The organism is Streptacidiphilus pinicola (assembly GCF_003258295.1).
Taxonomy (GTDB): Bacteria; Actinomycetota; Actinomycetes; order Streptomycetales; family Streptomycetaceae; genus Streptacidiphilus; species Streptacidiphilus pinicola.
Window position 1 is genome coordinate 70,703 of record NZ_QKYN01000029.1, and the last position, 15,433, is coordinate 86,135.

The 15,433-nt window shown below is 72.2% G+C and carries 13 protein-coding genes; 7 read left to right on the forward strand and 6 right to left on the reverse strand.

Going from position 1 to position 15,433, the window contains the following annotated elements:
* Positions 1–14 precede the first annotated feature (14 nt).
* From DN069_RS07505 to DN069_RS07515, 3 genes are all read right to left on the reverse strand, one after another.
* A complete protein-coding gene (locus tag DN069_RS07505; protein ID WP_111500060.1) occupies positions 15–1,133 on the reverse strand; it encodes a sensor histidine kinase in 1,119 nt (372 codons plus the stop codon).
* 47 nt (positions 1,134–1,180) lie between these two features.
* Positions 1,181–1,909 carry a response regulator transcription factor gene (locus tag DN069_RS07510; RefSeq protein WP_111500081.1) on the reverse strand — a complete coding sequence of 243 codons (729 nt, stop codon included), beginning with the start codon at positions 1,907–1,909 and terminating at the stop codon, positions 1,181–1,183.
* Positions 1,910–2,128: 219 nt separating this feature from the next.
* On the reverse strand, positions 2,129–2,827 hold the full coding sequence (locus DN069_RS07515; protein ID WP_243638976.1) for a spermidine synthase family protein: 699 nt from the start codon (positions 2,825–2,827) through the stop codon (positions 2,129–2,131).
* 129 nt (positions 2,828–2,956) lie between these two features.
* Between DN069_RS07515 and lon the strand changes: the two genes are divergently transcribed.
* Complete coding sequence (gene lon / locus DN069_RS07520) at positions 2,957–5,404, forward strand: endopeptidase La (RefSeq protein ID WP_111500062.1); 2,448 nt, start codon at positions 2,957–2,959, stop codon at positions 5,402–5,404.
* A 64-nt stretch (positions 5,405–5,468) separates the two neighbouring features.
* On the opposite strand, the gene DN069_RS07525 is transcribed toward lon, so the two are convergent.
* Positions 5,469–6,194: a VOC family protein gene (locus DN069_RS07525; RefSeq protein WP_111500063.1), complete on the reverse strand. Its 726-nt coding sequence runs from the start codon at positions 6,192–6,194 to the stop codon at positions 5,469–5,471.
* A gap of 170 nt (positions 6,195–6,364) precedes the next feature.
* Between DN069_RS07525 and DN069_RS07530 the strand changes: the two genes are divergently transcribed.
* Positions 6,365–7,783: an FtsW/RodA/SpoVE family cell cycle protein gene (locus tag DN069_RS07530; RefSeq protein WP_341538452.1), complete on the forward strand. Its 1,419-nt coding sequence runs from the start codon at positions 6,365–6,367 to the stop codon at positions 7,781–7,783.
* Positions 7,784–7,797: 14 nt separating this feature from the next.
* Here the strand turns inward: DN069_RS07530 and DN069_RS07535 are convergent, their stop codons facing one another.
* Both DN069_RS07535 and DN069_RS07540 read right to left on the reverse strand, forming a co-directional pair.
* Complete coding sequence (locus tag DN069_RS07535) at positions 7,798–8,997, reverse strand: YncE family protein (RefSeq protein ID WP_111500065.1); 1,200 nt, start codon at positions 8,995–8,997, stop codon at positions 7,798–7,800.
* A complete protein-coding gene (locus DN069_RS07540) occupies positions 8,997–9,791 on the reverse strand; it encodes a polysaccharide deacetylase family protein (protein ID WP_243638977.1) in 795 nt (264 codons plus the stop codon). Before DN069_RS07540 ends, DN069_RS07535 begins: the two co-directional genes overlap by 1 nt.
* 138 nt (positions 9,792–9,929) lie before the next feature.
* Here DN069_RS07540 and DN069_RS07545 point away from each other — a divergent pair, with 138 nt between their 5' ends.
* The 5 genes from DN069_RS07545 (at position 9,930) to DN069_RS07565 (ending at position 15,341) form a co-directional block, all read left to right on the forward strand.
* A complete protein-coding gene (locus DN069_RS07545) occupies positions 9,930–10,691 on the forward strand; it encodes an enoyl-CoA hydratase/isomerase family protein (protein ID WP_424556263.1) in 762 nt (253 codons plus the stop codon).
* Between the two features lie 131 nt (positions 10,692–10,822).
* Positions 10,823–11,920 carry an ABC-2 transporter permease gene (locus DN069_RS07550; RefSeq protein WP_243638979.1) on the forward strand — a complete coding sequence of 366 codons (1,098 nt, stop codon included), beginning with the start codon at positions 10,823–10,825 and terminating at the stop codon, positions 11,918–11,920.
* Between the two features lie 113 nt (positions 11,921–12,033).
* Positions 12,034–13,074, forward strand: a complete 1,041-nt coding sequence (locus DN069_RS40845) for a hypothetical protein (RefSeq protein ID WP_207892077.1) — start codon at positions 12,034–12,036, stop codon at positions 13,072–13,074.
* 59 nt (positions 13,075–13,133) lie between these two features.
* A complete protein-coding gene (locus DN069_RS07560; protein WP_111500068.1) occupies positions 13,134–13,697 on the forward strand; it encodes a PASTA domain-containing protein in 564 nt (187 codons plus the stop codon).
* 87 nt (positions 13,698–13,784) lie between these two features.
* Positions 13,785–15,341 carry an MFS transporter gene (locus DN069_RS07565; protein WP_111500069.1) on the forward strand — a complete coding sequence of 519 codons (1,557 nt, stop codon included), beginning with the start codon at positions 13,785–13,787 and terminating at the stop codon, positions 15,339–15,341.
* The last annotated feature ends 92 nt before the right edge of the window (positions 15,342–15,433 follow it).

Sequence of the window (15,433 nt, forward strand, 5' to 3'; positions counted from 1 at the left end):
GGCAGTCTTCCGGTTCAGCGGTGGCCGTGCGAAACGATCGCCTGCGGCCGGCGCGGCCCGGGAAGCTCCACCCGGATCAGACAGCCGAGCGGCGAGTCGGCGACCGCGATGGTGCCCTCGTGGAGCTCGACGGCCCAGCGCGCGATCGCGAGGCCCAGCCCGGTGCCGCCGTCGGCCCCCGGCCCCTGGGCGGTGGCACTGCTGCCGCGCCCGAAGCGCTCGAAGACCCGGCCGCGGTCCTCCGGGGCGATGCCGGGGCCCTCGTCCGCCACGTCCACGGTCAGGCCGCCCGCGTCGGTCTGCCGGGCCCGCACGGTGACCGTGCCGTCCTGGGGGCTGTGCCGGCAGGCGTTGTCGACCAGGTTGGCGACGACCTGGTGCAGCCGCTCCGGGTCGGCGGTGGCGGTGAGCCCGGGCGCGACGTCGAGGCGCAGCGCGACGTCCGTGCGGCGTTTGCTCGCGCCGCCGGAGACGGAGCCGTCCACGGTCAGCCCGCGCAGCACGCCGGCCAGGAACGGCTCCACGTCGAAGGCGCGCATCTCGAGCGAGTCGGCGCCGTCGGCCAGCTTGGACAGGTCCAGCAGGTGCGCGACCAGGCGCCCGAGGCGCTCGGTCTGCTCCAGCGCCGCGGTCATGGTGGCCGGCTCGGGGGTGACCACCCCGTCGACGACGTTCTCCAGGACGGCCCGGAGCGCGGCTATGGGAGTGCGCAGTTCGTGCGAGACGTTGGCGATCAGCTCACGGCGCTGCCGGTCGGCGGCGTCGAGGTCGTCGGCCATGGTGTTGAACGCGTGGGCGAGCTCGCCGACCTCGTCCAGCGAGCGGGTGTGCACCCGCCGCGTGTAGTCCCCGGCGGCCATGGCCCGCGCGGCCGCCGTCATCTCCCGCAGGCCCGAGGTCATGCTGTGCGCCAGGAACTGGGTGACCAGTAGCGAGGCGATCACGGAGAAGACCATGACCACCTTGATCTGGGTGGACGAGTTCAGCGCCAGGACCACCATCAGCGTGGAGATGCAGACCGAGATCAGCACCACCACGTTGAGCTTGGCCTTCACCGAGCGCAGCGGGTCGAGCGGGCGCAACCCCGCCCAGAACCGCTCGGCGCGGCTCACCTCGGCGGGCGGCAGCGCCATCGGGCGGCCCTGTCTGGCGGAGTTCTGTCGACTCGCAGCGCGGCGGCTCACGGCGTCGGGGCCTCCAGGGCGTAGCCCACGCCGTGCACGGTGCGGATCCAGGCCGCCCCGATCTTCCGGCGCAGCGCCTTGACGTGGCTGTCGACGGTCCGGGTGCCGGACGCGTCGGTCCAGTCCCACACCTCGGCCAGCAGCTGCTCCCGGGTGAGCACCGCGCGCGGTTGCTGGGCCAGGCAGACCAGCAGGTCGAACTCGGTCGGCGTGAGGTGCACGTCGTCGCCGGAGACCCGGACGCGACGCTGCACGTGGTCGATCTCCAGCTCGCCCAGCCGCAGGGTGCCGCCGACGGGCGCGCGGGCCGCGAGCTGGGCCCGCTCGACGCGGCGCAGCAGCACGTTGACCCGGGCCGCCAGCTCGCGCATCGAGAAGGGCTTGGTCATGTAGTCGTCCGCACCGACGCCGAGACCGACCAGCATGTCCGTCTCGTCGTCACGTGCGGTGAGCATCAGGACCGGGACCGGGCGGACCGACTGGATCCGCCGGCAGACCTCCAGTCCGTCGAATCCGGGCAGCATCACGTCGAGCACGACCAGGTCGGGCTGCCAGGTCTGGAAGCAGTCGACCGCCGTCGGGCCGTCGTGGGAGACCGCCACGCGGAACCCCTCGGCGCCGAGACGGGCCGCGATCGACTCCGCGATCGTCGGCTCGTCCTCCACGACAAGGACTCTCCGCTGGTTTCCCAGGCCATTGTTGGTCTGCTGCTGTACATCCGTCACGGTCACGCCACCGCCCCCAGGGCCTCTGCGTTCTCCGGCCCGAGCTTGTTCAGGCCATCCGGGTCGTACGGTTCGTACGGTGCCCCCGCCCCTTCCTGTTCAGTCCGCTCCTGCGCCGCTGTTCGGCAGCGTAGGGACAGGACGGCCGCTGTGGCAGGCCGACGTCGGATAAACCGACCCTTCGGGGGGTGGCACGGGCAGGACCATACCGTGAGTAACTTAGCCGCGCGAGGACAGGTACACGACATCGGGAACCCCCCGTTCCACATGTACCGGCACCTCGATCACCTCAATTCGGGCGAACCGGGCGCGCAGACGGGCTTCGAATGCCGGGGAATGTGCTGCGCTCCACACGGCCAGCACTCCGCCGTCACCGAGGGTCCGCTCCAGCAGATCGAGGCCGGTCTCGGAGTAGAGGGAATCGTTCGAATCGGTGACGGTCCAGTCCGGGCCGTTGTCGATGTCGAGGCAGAGCGCGTCGTAGCGGTCCTCGGTCGTGCGCAGGTGGTCCATCAGGTCCGCGTGCACGATCTCGGCCCGCGGGTCGCCGTGCCCCTGGCCGGCGAAGGGGGCCAGCGGCGCGTCCGCGCCGGTGTGCCAGTCGATGATCGCGCGCTCCCGCTCGACCACGGTGATCCGCCCCGGACGCCGGTCCTGCGCGGCCTCCGCCAGCGAGAAGCCCACGCCGAGCCCGCCGATCAGCACGTGCGCGCCGCGCGCGCCGTCGAGTGCGTCCAGTGCGGCGCTGATCAGCAGCCGCTCGGAGCGCCCGTCGGAGGTGTCCATCAGGAACGTGCCGTTGGCGATGACCTCGAAGTGCGGGCCGCGGCGACGCAGGGCGACCTCGCCGTACGGGCCCACCCGACGGTCGAGCAGCTCGGGCGTGTCGTCGGGGGCGGGGATCGGGTGCGTGGACATGGGCAACATCGTGCCCGATCCGAACGAAGCCGACGGCCCTTCGCTCAGAGCGAACAGGGGGCGGGGAACATTGCCGGGGTCATGAACCTTTAGTCCAGGTAACTCAACTTGCATGACCGGGGAGAAATCATGGCTTCGACTTCTGGAACGCTCACCCTGCCGGTGCTGCCGCTCGACGACGACGCGGTGCTCCCCGGCATGGTCGTCCCACTCGACCTTTCCGACCAGGACGTCCGTGCCGCCGTGGAGGCCGCGCAGGCTGCGGTTCGGGAGACCGGGGCGCACGCCCCGGGCATCAGGACGGTGGCGAACGCGCGCAAGGCGCGGGTGCTGCTCGTCCCGCGGATCGACGGCGAGTACGGCGCGGTCGGCACCGTCGCGACGGTCGAGCAGGTGGGCCGCCTGGCCGACGGCGACCCCGCCGCGCTCGTCCGCGGCGTGCGCCGCGTCCGCATCGGGGCCGGCACCACTGGCCCCGGCGCCGCCCTCTGGGTGGAGGCCGTGCCGGCCGAGGAGACCGCCGTGCCGTCACCGCTGCCGGGCGCCATCACCGAGATCGTCACCGAGTACAAGGCGCTGACCACGGCGTGGCTGCAGAGGCGCGGCGCCTGGCAGGTCGTCGACCGCTTCACGCAGATCGACGGCGTCTCCGAGCTCGCCGACAACATCGGCTACGCCCCCTTCGTGACCGCGGCCGAGAAGGTCCAGGTCCTGGAGGAGCTGGACCCGGTGGCCAGGCTCAAGCTCGCCCTGCAGCTGCTCAAGGACCACCTGGCCGAGTCGGAGGTCCAGGAGACCATCCGCAAGGACGTCCAGGAGGGCATGGAGAAGCAGCAGAAGGAGTTCCTGCTCCGCCGCCAGCTGGACGCGGTGAAGAAGGAGCTGGCCGACCTCAACGGCGAGCCCGACTCCGAGGAGGAGGACTACCGCGCCCGCGTGGAGGCCGCCGACCTGCCCGAGAAGGTCAAGGAGGCCGCCCTCAAGGAGGTGGAGAAGCTGGAGCGTTCCAGCGACGCCTCGCCCGAGGGCAGCTGGATCCGCACCTGGCTGGACACCGTCCTGGAGCTCCCGTGGAACGAGCGCACCGAGGACGCCTACGACATCGCCGGCGCCCGCGCGGTGCTGGACGCCGACCACTTCGGCCTGGACGACGTCAAGGAGCGCATCGTCGAGTACCTGGCCGTGCGCAAGCGCCGCTCCGACCGCGGCCTCGGCCTCGTCGGCGGACGTCGCGGCGGCGCCGTGCTGGCGCTCGTCGGCCCGCCCGGTGTGGGCAAGACCTCGCTGGGCGAGTCCGTCGCGCGCGCCATGGACCGCAAGTTCGTCCGCGTCGCCCTCGGCGGCGTCCGTGACGAGGCGGAGATCCGCGGCCACCGCCGCACCTACGTCGGCGCGCTGCCGGGCCGCATCGTGCGGGCCATCAAGGAGGCCGGCTCGATGAACCCGGTCGTGCTGCTCGACGAGATCGACAAGGTCGGCTCGGACTACCGCGGCGACCCGGCGGCGGCGCTGCTGGAGGTCCTGGACCCGGCGCAGAACCACACCTTCCGCGACCACTACCTGGAGGTCGAGCTCGACCTCTCCGACGTGGTCTTCCTCGCCACCGCCAACGTGCTGGAGGCCATCCCCGAGCCGCTGCTCGACCGGATGGAGCTGGTGCGCCTGGACGGCTACACCGAGGACGAGAAGGTCGTCATCGCCCGCGACCACCTGCTCCCGCGCCAGCTGGAGCGGGCGGGCCTCGGCAGTGACGAGGTCGTCGTCGGGGAGGACGCGCTGCGCAAGCTCGCGGCCGAGTACACCCGCGAGGCGGGCGTCCGCACGCTGGAGCGCGCGGTCGCGCGCATCCTGCGCAAGGTCGCGGCGCAGAACGAGCTCGGCGAGGCGGGCGCGGAGCTGCCGCGCACCGTCCACGAGGCCGATCTGCGCGGCCTGATCGGCCGGCCCCGGTTCACCCCGGAGCACGCGCAGGAGCCGGAGGAGCGGCGGACCGCGGTCCCCGGCGTGGCGACCGGCCTGGCCGTGACGGGCGCGGGCGGCGACGTCCTGTTCGTCGAGGCCTCGCTCGCCGATCCGGAGACGGGCGGCAACGGGCTGCAGTTGACAGGTCAGCTCGGTGACGTGATGAAGGAGTCCGCGCAGATCGCGCTGAGCTTCCTGCGGTCGCACGGGGCGGAGCTGGAACTGCCGGTCACCTCGCTGCGGGAGCGCGGCGTCCACATCCACGTCCCCGCGGGCGCGGTCCCGAAGGACGGCCCGAGCGCGGGCGTCACGATGACGACGGCGCTGGCCTCGCTCCTGTCCGGCCGCAAGGTGCGACCGGAGGTCGCGATGACGGGCGAGGTCTCCTTGACCGGACGGGTCCTCCCGATCGGCGGCGTGAAGCAGAAGCTTCTCGCGGCTGACCGGGCCGGGATCACCACCGTCCTGATCCCCTCCCGCAACGAGGCCGACCTGGACGACGTCCCCGCGGAGGTCCTCGACCGCCTCACCGTCCACCCGGTGGCGGACGTCCGCCAGGTGCTCGAGCTCGCGCTCGAGCCCGCGCAGGCCGTGTCGGAGGCCTTCGCCGCCTGATGTAGTTGCAGCAAGCCGGGGGCGCGGGGCTCTGCCGATGTGCGGCAGAGCCCCGCGCCCCTGCTCAGTGCAGCTGACCCGTCTGCGGGTTGCGAGCCGTGAGGCAGTAGATCCCGCCCGCCGGGTCCCGCATGGTGATCCAGTGGCCGTGTTCGGCGACGAACGTCGCGCCCAGGCGTTCGTGGGTCTCGCGCGTGGCCCAGCGGTCCGCGCAGGCCAGGTCGAGGTGGGCCTCGGTGGGGCGGGGCTCGGAGAGCCGGTGTAGCAGGATGCGGAAGGGCAGCTCCGACGGAGGCTGGACGACGACGAACTCCGGGCGGGAGCCCTTGGACACCGTCCAGCCGGTGAGTTCCGTCCAGAACTCCGCCTCGGCCTCGAATCCGTCCGCCGGGAGGTCGAGGGTCACCTGGTCCACCCGGGTGCCCGCGACGACCGGCGGGCGCCGGTACTCGCGGTGCCACGGGACGACACAGAAGAGCTGGCCTCCGGGGGAGCGCAGGACGGACCACGCGCCGTGGTCGGCGACCCGGGCGGCGCCCAGGGCGACGGCGTCGTCCGCGAGGGCGCGGGGGTTCTCGGTCGCGAGATCGAGATGGCCACCGTGGCTCTCGGAGACGGCCTGCAGTTTCAGGCAGGCGTCCTCGCCGTCCTTGGGCAGGAAGGTCCAGAACTCGCCGTCGGCTCCGCGCGGAGCGGACAGCGTGGTGTCGGTGACTGCGGCCCAGAACGTGGCGGCAGCCTCGACGCGGTCGCGCGGACGGTCGATGAACGCGTACACCCAGCGGATCATGGTTCGCAGCGTAGCCTGCGTCACACCCTCGCGCCCCGGAGAACCGGAGCGCTTCCAGGGGCGTTCCCCACCTTGAGACCGGACCTGCGACAATGCCACGGTTCTCGGAACGTCGGTGAATGTTGGGTGGGTGCTAAAGCATGGGCGCACGGAGCTCGCGGAGCGCTGCCGTGGAGGTGGCACCGGGGGCGAAGCACAGGCGGAACCTCGAACTGTTCCTCCTGCTGTTCGCCATCGTGGTCTGCGGTTTCGCGAAGGCCAGTGCCGATCTCGGCCTGACCGGGTCGATCTCCAGCGGCTTCGTCGTCGACGTGCTGGGGCTGGGCGCGCTCGCGCTCGCCGCGCACCTCGTGGTGCGGCGCTGGGCGCCGTACGCGGACCCGCTGATCCTGCCCATCGCGGTCATCCTCACCGGCCTCGGCCTGGTGCTGATCGACCGGCTCGACCAGTCGTACATCAAGGTCTACAACTCGACCGCGGCCGCGCCGAACCAGGTGATGTGGACGGCGATAGCCGTCGGGGTCTTCGCGGGCGTGGTGATCGCGGTGAAGCACCACCGGTTGCTCTCCCGCTACACGTACATCCTGATGGCGATCTCGCTGGTCGCCCTCGTCGCGCCGGCCTTCTTCTCCGGCGACCAGTACGGCGCGCGGCGCTGGATCCACCTCGGGCCGCTGTCGTTCCAGCCGGGTGAGTTCACCAAGCTCGCGATCATCGTCTTCTTCGCCAGCTACCTGATGGCCAACCGGGACGCGCTCGCGCTGGTCGGCCGGAAGTTCGCCGGCATCGCGCTGCCGCGCGGCCGGAACATGGGCCCGATCCTGGTCGTCTGGGCGGTCAGCCTCGTCGTGCTCGTCTTCGAGTCCGACCTGGGCACCTCGCTGATCTTCTTCGGCGCGTTCATCATCATGCTGTACGTGGCCACCGAGCGGACCGGGTGGGTCGTGCTGGGTGCGCTGATGGCCGTCGGCGGCTCGGTCGCGGCGGGCACGCTGGTCTCGCACGTGAAGTACCGCGTGAACAACTGGCTCGACCCGATGGCCTACTACCATGACCCCTCCCCGACGGGGTCCTCGCCGCAGCTGGCCGAGTCGCTGTTCAGCCTCGGCCACGGCGGTCTGCTGGGCACCGGGCTCGGCAAGGGCGACTCGTGGCTGATCGGCTTCGCCGGCCGCAGCGACTGGATCCTCGCCAGCATCGGCGAGGAGCTCGGCACCGCCGGGATCATGGTCGTGCTGGTGCTCTACCTGATCCTCGGCCAGCGGGGCATGCGCACCGCGGTCCGGCTGACCGACCCGTTCGGCAAGCTGCTCGCCGCGGGTCTCGCCGCGGCGCTGGTGCTGCAGGTCTTCGTGGTGGCGGGCGGCGTCATCGGCCTGATCCCGCAGACGGGCAAGGCGCTGCCGTTCCTCGCCCAGGGTGGTTCCTCGACGGTGGCCAACTGGCTGATGGTCGCGCTGCTGATCAAGCTGAGCGACGCCTCCGGCCGCGCCGAGATGGAGCCCAAGCCGGATCCGAACGCGACGCTGACCATCTCCGCCGAGGAGATCGCCCGCGCCCAGGCCGAGATGGAACAGACGGGCTACTGACCGTCAGCGCCCGCTCAGCGGAACACGCCCGTGTGTCCGAGTGAGTACCGGCCCGGCTGCGGGTAGACGCAGAGCCCGTGCGGGCCGTCGCCGACGGGGATCTTGGCCAGCAGCCTGCCGTCCGCCGTCGACAGCGCGTAGACGACGGAGTTGTAGCGGCCGGAGAGCCACAGCACCTTGCCGTCGGCGGAGACGCCGCCCATGTCGGGGCTGCCGCCGCCGGGGATCCACCACTTGTGGACGAGCTTGCCGGTGGCGAAGTCGAGGACGGAGATCGAGCCCTCGCCGCGGTTGGAGATGTACAGCTGCTTGGAGTCGCGGCTGACGTAGAGGCCGTGTGCGCCCGCGCCGGTCTGCAGCAGGGTGGGCTTGGAGAAGGTGTCGCCGTTCAGCTCCCACACCCCGTTGGCGACCATGTCGGCGACGTACCAGACCTTGCCGTCCGGGGAGATCTTGACGTCCTGCGGCATGGAGCCGGTGAACGGGATCTTCTGCTGGGCGACGATCTCCATCTTCGCGGTGTCCACCTTGAGCAGGTCGCCGGAGAACTCGCAGGAGACGAGGAAGTAGCGCCCGTCGGGGGAGAAGTCGGCGTGGTTGACGCCGTCGCACTGGGACGGGATGGCCTTGACGGTCTTCATCGTGTGCGCGTCGCGGAAGACCAGCTGGTGGTCGGCGGAGGCCATCACCACCGCGTACTTGCCGTCCGGCGTGAAGTACAGGTTGTACGGGTCGTGCACGTCGACCGTCGCGCCGGCCTTGCCGGTGGCGGGGTCGATGGGGGTGAGCGTGTTGCCGAGGTCGTTGTTGACCCAGAGCGTCTTCAGGTCCCAGGACGGGACGACGTGCTGCGGTTCGTCGCCGACCTGGAGGGTGTCGATGACCTTGTAGGTGGCCGGGTCGATCACGGTGACCGTGTTGGAGAGCGTGTTGGGCACGTAGACGCGCGCGGGGAAGTCCTTCACCACCGGGGACATCTGGTTCGGTCGGTCGGCCGCGTAGACGTCCCTCGGGTCCAGCGGCGGCGGCATGCCGGGCAGGTCCGCGTCGCCGCTCTTCGCCTGGGCGGGCGCTCCGGCGGAGGCGGCGGAGCCGGCCTGCTGCGGCGGGTTGACCGCGTTGGAGCTCGACGGGCCGCCCGCGGAGCAGGCGGTGATCACCAGCAGGGCGGCGCTGCTCAGGGCGGCAGCGGTGGCGAGGTGGTGAGTGCGCATCAGCTCAGCAGCTCCGAGGTCGTGACAGCGCTCAACCCGCGCTGCCGGAGGCCGTCAAGGATCCCGGGCAGCGCGGCGACGGTGCCGCCGCGCCCGAAGTGCATCGAGACCACCGAGCCGGCGCGGGCCTGGTCGAGCACGTTGCGCGTCACCGCGGCGGCGCCGGGGTCCGTGTAGTCGAGGGAGTCCACGTCGTACGAGAGGCAGTGGGCGTAGCCCGCGCGACGGGCCTGCGCGGCGACGACGGCCGTGCAGTCCTGGGCCTGCGAGGGCCGGAACCAGGTGCCGATCGAGCCGGTCAGCTGCTTGAGGCGCTGCGCGCAGCGCTCGATCTCGGCATAGGCCGCGTCGGCGGCGAGGCCCGAGATCGCGACGTGGTTCTGTGTGTGGTTGCCCAGCTCGTGACCGCCGTCCAGGATGCGCCTGGCCATGGCGGGATAGCTGTCCAGCCAGCTGCCCACCGCCATCACGGTGACCTTGGCGCCCGCGCGCTCCGCCTCCCCGAGCAGCGAGGCGGCGATCGCGGGGTCACCCTGGCCGTGGAAGGTGAGCGCCACCCGGTCGGTGCCGGCCGGCCCGGAGTGGATCTCGAACGGCAGCGCGGCGGCCGGCGACGTCGCGGAGGCGGCCGGCCGGCCCACCGGCGTCGCGGCGTGCGAGGGCAGCGCGTCCGTGCCGCTGCCGGCACCGCCCGCGTTCGCGGGTCTGGCGCCGCTCCCGCAGGCGCTCAGCACGGACGCGGCGGCACCGAGGGTGGCGGCGCGGAGGAGATGGCGTCGGTCCAGGGGGCTCACCGTCCCGACGATATGCAGAACGTCACATATCCGCGCGCCGAGACTCTGACGGACGATCGGAGTCGGCAGTTCGGCGGAACGCAGACGGAACGAGGAGATCAGGTGCTCACAACCGACCGGAAAGAGCTGTCTTTCGGCGTGCCGGGGTTGCGCGTCTTCCTGGGGGAGGACGGGGTCGCCGTCCTGCTGCTGGACCGGCCGGAGAAGAAGAACGCGCTGACCCGCGCCCAGTGGCAGGCGCTGCCCGGCGTGCTCACCCGGTTGGCGCAGGAGCCGGGCCTGCGGGTGCTGCTGCTGACCGGCGCGGGCGGCGCGTTCTCGGCGGGGGCGGACATCACCGAGCTGGCCGACGTCTACGCGAGCCCCGAGGCCGCCGACGAGTACCACGCCGTCAACGTCGCGGCGGAGTCGGCGCTGGCGGCCTTCCCGCACCCGACGCTCGCGGTCGTGGACGGCCCCTGCGTGGGCGGCGGCTGCCAGCTCGCGGTCGCCTGCGACCTGCGCTTCGCCGCGCGCGGCGCGCGGTTCGGGATCACCCCGGCCAAGCTCGGCATCGTCTACCCGTCCGTGCCGACGGCGCGGCTGGCCCGGCTCGTCGGACCGGCCCGGGCGAAGTACCTGCTCTACTCCGCCGAACTGGTGACGGCGGACCAGGCGCTGGTCTTCGGCCTGGTCGACGAGGTCGCGGACGCGGTGCAGGAGCGGGCGCTCGCCTTCGCCCGGGTGCTGGCCTCGCGCTCGGCGCAGACCCAGGGGGCGGTGAAGGCGGTGGTGGACGCGGTCGTGACGGGCGGCGACGCGGAGTCCGCCGTCGAGCCCTGGGAGCGGGCCTCGCGGACCACGCCGGACGTACGGGAGGGCCTGGCGGCGTTCCTGGAGCGGCGCGCGCCGCGCTTCTGAGTCGCCCGTTCGCCCACGGCGCGTCTGCGCCGGTGCTGTTCGGGGAGAAAATACCGTGATGTCCGCTTCATGCCTTTGATGCAGCATGCCTGCGAGCCAGACCGGAACGGACGGACCCGATGGCCAGTGGAGTGACCGGAAGCAGGGGCGGCGAGGGTCGGCGCGGGTTCCTTGCGGAGCTCAAGGACGCCGTCAACGCCCGCACCGCGCTGCTGGTCATCGCGGTGCTCGGGCTCCAGCTCGGCTTCATCGTGTCCTACATCGGCGCGCTGCATCACCCCTACCCGTACAAGGCGTCGATCGGCGTGGTCGCGCCGCCGACGGTGAGCGCCCAGCTGGTCGCCGGGCTGAACGGGCTGCCCAAGCAGGTCCTCGACGCCGAACCGGTCGCGGACGAGGCGACCGCCGTCGGCCGGATGAAGGATCAGAAGCTCTACACCGCCCTGGTCGTCAACCCGGCCGGCACCCAGGACACCCTGCTCGTGGCCAACGCCTCCGGTCCGGCGCTGGCCACGGCCGTCACGCAGATCGTCACCGGGGTCGAGGCGCGGCAGGGCCGCACGATCGTGGTCAAGGACGTCGTCCCGCTGGCGGCCGGCGACGCGGAGGGGCTCTCCTCCTTCTACCTCGCCGTCGGCTGGTGCGTCGGCGGGTACCTGGTCGCCTCGCTGCTCGGCATCAGCGCGGGCACCCGCCCCGCCAACCTGCGGCGGGCGATCATCCGCCTGGGCGCGCTGCTGCTGTTCTCCCTCGCGGCGGGCCTCGGCGGCGCGCTGATCGCCGGTCCGATCCTGAACGCGCTGCCGGGCCGGATCATCGCTCTGTGGGGTGTCGGCACGATGGTCGTCTTCGGCGTCGGCGCGGTGACGATGGCCCTGGAGTGCTTCTTCGACGTCATCGGGATCGGCATCGCGGTGCTGCTCTTCGTCATCCTCGGCAACCCGAGTGCGGGCGGCGTCTTCCCGCCGCCGCTGATGCCGCCGTTCTGGCGCGCCATCGGCCCCTGGCTGCCCAACGGCGCCGGCACCGACCTCAACCGCTCGATCGCCTACTTCCACGGCACGGACGTGCTGCGCCCGCTGCTGGTCCTGTCGGTGTGGATCGTGGTCGGCGTGGCGCTGACCCTGGTCGCCTCCGTCCTGCGGCGCGGCTCGGGCCGCGCGGACCTGCCGAAGGCGGAGCGCGCCGTCGAGCTCCCGACCGCGGCCCGGGCGGTCGACCCGGCCTGATCCGCCTGTCCCGCCCCGATGCGCCGTCCGTCAGCGCCGCACGCCCCTGCGGGAGTTGCCGATTCCACGTCGCGTAATGTGTGGCGCCTGTGGAAGCGGGACGGGGAGGGGACATGGGCGAGGTCGACACGACGGGTGCGACGGCCGACGAGGGACCGCAGGCCGATGACGCCGCCGCTGCCTCGTTCCTGAGCCGCACCGCGCATGCCGCGAACGTCACCGCGCATGCCGCCGGGGCCGGCGGGAAGGCCGTGCTGCGTGGGAGCCGGCGCGCCGCGGAAGGCGTCGCGCGGGGCGAGTGGGCCTACAAGGCGCTCACCCAGGTCGCGCCGCCGGCGGTGCCGGTCGTCGAGCCGTGGGTGCTCTCCGTCGGCGCGCTGCTCGGCCGCCACCCGCGCACACCGCAGCTGGTGCACAAGGCGCTGGGCCTCCTGGACGGCTTCGGCGCCGTCCACCTCGGCCCGGAGGGCGTCGGGTTCGACGGCGAGGAGATCCCCTGGGAGAAGCTCCTCGAGGTGCGCACGCGCAACGCCTTCGAGGTGATGACCACACAGGCGCTGGAGCAGGAGGTGGACCGGATCCGCCGGTTCCTGCCGCCGGTGCCCGGCCGCAAGTGGCTGGTGACCAGAGCGGCCGAGACCCTGGGCACGGTCGTGCTCGCGGCGCTCGAACACGGCTCCTTCGACCGGCCGTTGGACCAGATCGAGGTACCCGTCGAGATCGCCTACAAGGGCCTGCTGGGACGCCGACGGGTCCTGACGGGCGGTCTGTTCGCGGTGGCCGGGCTGGTGGTGGTCGACCAGGCGGCGGAGAGCCTGGCGGCGACGGCCCGGCAGCACGGTGTTCCGGTCGTCGCGGGTCCGCCGCTGGCGGACTCGGACGCGGACCGCGCCGACCGCGTGGGCATGCTCCGCGACCGCACCGACGCGATGGCCGAGTACCTCGCCCGCCTTCAGCGCGAGGCCGCCGCGGCAGACCCGGCCGCCCCGGCTTCCGGCGCGGAGGCCCCTGCCGCTCCGGACCTTGCCACTTCGGACCTTGCCACTCCGGCCCTTGCCACGGAGGCCCCGGCGGGACCGGGCGCTCCGGCCGACCGGGTACCGGATCCGCGGTGCGCCACCAGCACGGATCCGCGCACCCATTGGGCCGGTTGAGCCCGCCTGCCCGGCCCGCCACCCGCACCCACGCAATCACCACTTCCGGGGGATCACCTGTGCCTGCCCGTCTTCGCCATCTGTCGGCCGCCGTAAGCCTGTTCGCCGCGCTCACCAGCTCCGGCTGCGCGCTGCTCGGCTCCGGCTCCATGCCCAACGTCGTGGGCATGGACCTGAAGGAGGCGCGCAGCAAGGCCGACACCGCTGGGTTCTCTAACGTCCATGTGCACGACGCCTCCGGGGGCGGTCGGGTGCCGATCCGGGACCGTGACTGGATCGTCTGCTTCCAGAGCCCGGCGCCCGGCACCAAGGGCGGCGACAACGTCGACCTCGGCGTGGTGCGGGACAACGACCAGTGCCCCGACAAGGACCAGTCGGGGCCGGCCCCGAAAGCCGCGGCGGGCACCATGCCCGACCTGCGCGGCACCTCTCTCGCCGCGGCCAAGAACGCGCTGCCGGCCGGCACCGTCATCACGCCGACCGACCTCTACGGCCACGCCGTGATGGTGGAGACCCACTGGAAGATCTGCACCGAGACCCCCGCACCCGGCGCGCCCCTGGGCACCGGCCAGAAGGTCGCGCTCGGCGTGGTGAAGCTCGGTGACGACTGCCCCAAGGGTTGAGCGCTTCTCCGGTACAGATGGTTGTCAGTAGCAAACAACCTTCCTATGGTCGCCCTTGACAACCATCTGTGTGGGGGAGGCCTGGCCATGAGCCATCGCGAGATCATGCGCGCGCTGTCGGGACTGCTGCTCGGGCTCTTCGTGGCGATGCTCTCGTCCACGATCGTCACCAACGCGCTGCCCAGGATCCTGGCCGACCTGCACGGCGGTGAGTCCGCCTACACCTGGATCATCGCCTCCACGCTGCTGGCCGTCACCGCCAGCACGCCGCTGTGGGGGAAGCTGGCCGACCTGTTCAGCAAGAAGCTGCTGGTCCAGATATCCCTGCTCTCCTACGTCGCGGGCTCGATGCTGGCCGGACTCGCCCGGAACCCGGCCCAGTTGATCGCCTGCCGGGTGCTGCAGGGCCTCGCCGTCGGCGGGATCTCCGCGCTCGCCCAGGTCTGCATGGCGGCGATGATCTCGCCGCGTGAACGCGGCCGCTACAGCGGCTACTTCGGCATGGCCTTCGCCCTCGCCACGGTCGGCGGCCCGCTGATCGGCGGCGTCATCGTGGACACCTCCTGGCTCGGCTGGCGCTGGTGCTTCTACGTCTGCGTGCCGCTCGCCGTGATCGCGGTGGTCCTGCTGCAGCGCACCCTGCACCTGCCGACCGAGCGTCGGGAGGACGTCCGCATCGACTACCTCGGCGCGACCTTGATCGCCGCGAGCGTCACCCTGCTGCTGGTCTGGGTCACCCTCGCCGGCACGGACTACGCCTGGCTCTCCTGGCCGACCGCCGCGATGATCGGCGGCTCACTCGCGCTCGGCGCGGCCGCGATCCGCACGGAGGCGCGGGCGGCCGAGCCGATCGTCCCGCTGCGGATGTTCCGGCATCGGACTGTGGCGCTGGCGACCGTCGCGTCCGTCATGGTCGGCGTCGGGATGTACGGCGCGACGATGTTCCTCAGCCAGTACTTCCAACTGGTCCGCGACCGATCGCCGATCGCGTCCGGCTTCGCCACCACCCCGCTGGTGCTCGGCCTCGCGGTCGCCTCCTACGGCGGCGGCAAGCTGATCACGCGCACGGGGCGCTGGAAGGTCGTCCTGCTCGCCGGCGCGGCGTCCCTCGCCGCGGGCTTCGCGCTGCTCGGCGTGCTGCGGGCGGACACGCCCTACTGGATCGCGGCGGTGGCCATGGCGGTGGCGGGCGTCGGCGTCGGCACGGTGATGCAGAACCTGGTCCTGGCGGTCCAGAACACGGTCCCGGCGGGAGAGTTGGGCATCGCCAGCTCCATGGCCACGTTCTTCCGCACGCTCGGCGGCGCGGTCGGCGTCTCCGCGCTGGGCGCGGTCCTCGCGGCGCGGGTCTCGCAGAGCCTGGGCGGCCACGGCGGCCTTCCGGGCGGCGCGATCCCCGACCTCTCCCGGGTCCCGGCCGCCGCCCGCCCGTTGATCGAGGCGGCGTTCGGACGGGGGATCGGGACGGTCTTCCTGTGGTGCGTGCCGTTCGCACTGGCCGCGCTGATCAGCATCGCGCTGATCCGCGAGGCCCCACTGAAGACCGAGTCGGGTCTCCAGCGCCTGAGTGCGGAGCACTCCAGGGGCGCGGGGCTCCGCCGATATGCGGCTCCGCCGCGTGAGCGCGAGCAACCACCGGCATGAGGGCACCCCCGGCCGAGGGCCGGGGGAGGATGGCCCTGCGCGTTGAGGACCATCTGCTCATGGGTGGCATGTCGCGTAGAGCCCCGCGCCCC

Excerpts from the sequence above, each read along its gene's own strand:
- DN069_RS07525 (WP_111500063.1), bottom strand. The coding sequence starts at position 6,194 with ATGATCCGCTGGGTGTACGCGTTCATCGACCGTCCGCGCGACCGCGTC.
- DN069_RS07535 (WP_111500065.1), bottom strand. The coding sequence starts at position 8,997 with ATGCGCACTCACCACCTCGCCACCGCTGCCGCCCTGAGCAGCGCCGCC.
- lon (WP_111500062.1), top strand. The coding sequence starts at position 2,957 with ATGGCTTCGACTTCTGGAACGCTCACCCTGCCGGTGCTGCCGCTCGAC.
- DN069_RS07565 (WP_111500069.1), top strand. The coding sequence starts at position 13,785 with ATGAGCCATCGCGAGATCATGCGCGCGCTGTCGGGACTGCTGCTCGGG.
- DN069_RS07515 (WP_243638976.1), bottom strand. The coding sequence starts at position 2,827 with ATGTCCACGCACCCGATCCCCGCCCCCGACGACACGCCCGAGCTGCTC.
- DN069_RS40845 (WP_207892077.1), top strand. The coding sequence starts at position 12,034 with ATGGGCGAGGTCGACACGACGGGTGCGACGGCCGACGAGGGACCGCAG.
- DN069_RS07505 (WP_111500060.1), bottom strand. The coding sequence starts at position 1,133 with ATGGCGCTGCCGCCCGCCGAGGTGAGCCGCGCCGAGCGGTTCTGGGCG.